1 protein-coding gene is annotated in these 508 nt (G+C 67.3%); it reads left to right on the top strand.

Going from position 1 to position 508, the window contains the following annotated elements:
- On the top strand, positions 1-307 hold a 307-nt coding region (locus tag P3H15_RS55030), incomplete at its 5' end, for a GvpL/GvpF family gas vesicle protein (protein WP_276144950.1).
- Positions 308-508 lie beyond the last annotated feature (201 nt).

Raw genomic sequence — 508 nt, 5'->3', positions numbered from 1 at the left:
GGCGCGGATGGCCTTGGGGGAACTGGTGAGCAACGCGATCGCCGCCAAACGCGAAGAGGACACCCGCAGGGTCGTCGAGGCGCTCGACGACCTCGCCGCTTCCGTGAACGTGCGCGAACCCACGCATGAGGAGGAGGCCGTGCAGGTGGCGATCCTCGCCGACGTCGAGCGGCAGGACGAGCTCGAACGGGTGCTCGGCGAGCTGGCCCAGGACTGGGACGGGCGGGTGGAGATGCGCCTGCTCGGACCGCAGGTTCGAGTTATGCCGAAGTCCTATCTGGGGTTAGGTGACCACCGTCCGCAATGAATGGTGAGAGTTCTGTGCGACGGTCGGCGTGTCTGTCGCGGACGTTCTATCTGGGGTGGATACGCTACGGATGTGACGACGATCACAGAAACGGTCGGGGCGGGTTGTCGGGTGCAGCGGCTGATCCTGCCCGAGGGCGGGGGCCGCACCTGGACGGTGCTCGGCTCGGATCATCGCCCGGTGGTCCCGGCGGAGGAGTAC

It is taken from the genome of Rhodococcus sp. T2V (assembly GCF_029269925.1).
GTDB lineage: Bacteria > Actinomycetota > Actinomycetes > Mycobacteriales > Mycobacteriaceae > Rhodococcus_F > Rhodococcus_F koreensis.
Note: the sequence above shows the minus strand (reverse complement) of the source record. Positions and strands in the feature narration are given on the sequence as shown.